The organism is Candidatus Egerieousia sp. (genome assembly GCF_056211015.1).
On the sequence record NZ_JBAELF010000035.1, the window covers coordinates 1 to 2,016 of the forward strand.

At 47.1% G+C, this 2,016-nt stretch carries 2 protein-coding genes; one reads left to right on the forward strand and one right to left on the reverse strand.

The annotated features are described in order from the left end of the window. Nucleotides 1-1,494: C69 family dipeptidase (locus AC06L3_RS02430; RefSeq protein ID WP_475669033.1), on the reverse strand; the 1,494-nt coding region annotated here is incomplete at its 3' end. A gap of 225 nt (nucleotides 1,495-1,719) precedes the next feature. Between AC06L3_RS02430 and AC06L3_RS02435 the strand changes: the two genes are divergently transcribed. Then, nucleotides 1,720-2,016: twin-arginine translocation signal domain-containing protein (locus tag AC06L3_RS02435; protein ID WP_475669034.1), on the forward strand; the 297-nt coding region annotated here is incomplete at its 3' end.

Genomic DNA, 2,016 nt, shown 5'->3' on the forward strand with positions numbered 1-2,016 from the left:
TCTGTTTGTTTCACGGAACGCCCATACAGCGGCTTCAGGTCTGTATTCGTTCTGGCCGCAGTGCATCATATTGTGAGGAAGAGTTGTCTGTCCCGCATAGATAGGGAACCTAGGGCTCTGAGCGGCATTGTCGTATGCAAAGTAAACAATTCCGCCAACTGCATCAGGCAACCACTCGCGGCACTGTGCAACCCATGAGTAAGAGCACTGTATCACTGCAACTGTCCTGCGGTTCTTCACTACTGGAGTGAATTCCACCTTCTGGCCTTTCTTGAGATTCTTCCTGTCGGCTATCTTTGCCTCAGCCTCTTCCTTGAGCACGAACTTGTTGAGCATTGCGCGTACATCGGCACTCATGAACGGAGAAATAGGAACAACTTCCTCGTCGTACTCATTGTACTTGCTGAAAGGATACGGATCGCTGTCCTGAATCTTCTCTCTGCGATGAACTTTTATCTTGAGATTGTCGGTAACATCATATCGTCCTGTTCCTTCGTATGTCATCCTATAGAAAGAGAACATCTGCTCTGGGCTCACCTTTTTCTCAGGAACAATCGAGAACGGGAATTCGTCCCAGTTCTTTGGAAGACCGTCGGCATCAAGTTCCATGTTCTCGAACTGCTTTGGAGCCAGTTCCTTGAAAATCATATACTCCCTTATGCTGAAAGGACGTCCGTCGCCAACCAGTTTCCAGAATACGAGAGGGCCTTTGCCGTCCCAGACCTTGTACTGTTTTGCCTTCTCCTTCACGTTCTTGCTCCACATGAAGTTAGCAGGATCGTCAAAATCAATCGTACCTATCCTTGCAATGTTGGCAGAAATTCCAACGTGGTCATCAGGAATTCTCTGGGCAGCCCATATTGCTCCAGGTTCGCCCTCGCCCGGACCGTTTATCTCAAAATGCCATACTTCGTTCTTGTCGGCCACAGTGAGGCACTCGCCCCAGTCACAATAGCCGTATTCCTCGGCAAGCCTGCCCATTATTTCAATGGCTTCGCGTGCGGTGGCTGCATATTCCAGACCTATTCTCTGAAGCTCCTCAATCCAGAAGATTCCCTTTCTGTTGATAAGTTCCAATCTTCCATCGAAGGTAGTCTCACCTATTGCAACCTGCTTCTCGTTCATGCAAGGATATGCCGTATTGAGGAATCTGTATGTGTCCTGCTTAGGTGGAACAATGGAACCGCTTACGGTGGCTATTCTGTTGTCCCAAGGCTCCTCCCTGCGGAATGCATAATAATATACATCCTCTTTCTGTCCCGGCTCGAAATGCTTGCGAGGCTCCATTGTAACGTATGTCCTGTAATATGAATCACAGGCGTGTGCGGTCATCACAGAACCGTCGGTTGAGGCTTTCTTGCCAACCATAACGGATGTGCAGCTTCCAACGAACGAAGGATCGTCATCGTACGCATAAACATCGGTTTGTGCATTGGCGTAGAGGCAACAGAGCAGCATTGCGCCAAAAACGGAAATTACAATTGATTTTTTCATAGTTATATTGTTAATTATTTTCGGATTTCAGCATCCCTTAATCGGCAAATTTAATCAATTTGAGGCATATTGTCAAACCAAAGCCTCCAAATAGATTTTTCTACAACATATTTGGAGTATTGAAAGGCTTTTTATAATTTTATGCGATATTTACAACGATGGTGCCTCCAAGAGGCAGTGATTCGCCATCAGGGTAGAAGGAAATTAACTTAAAACAGATATAAAATGAGCACACGTAGAGGATTTTTGAAAACCGCAGGCCTCATGACAGCGGCAGCTGCACTCTGGCAGCCTTCAGACCTTTTTGCAAAAGACCCTGTAAGCAAAGGCGGCAGCAAGAAGCTGGAGCTGGCATGGGAGGATTTCAAAGGCATAATGAAGTTCACCTTCCACATTTCAGGTTCATCCAGAACCTTCACCCCTATTGTAATCACCAGAATCAGCTGGGACGGTCACGTTGGTTACGGTGAGGCCGCAATGCCTCCTTATCTTGGTGAGACCCAGGCTTCATGCCACGAATTC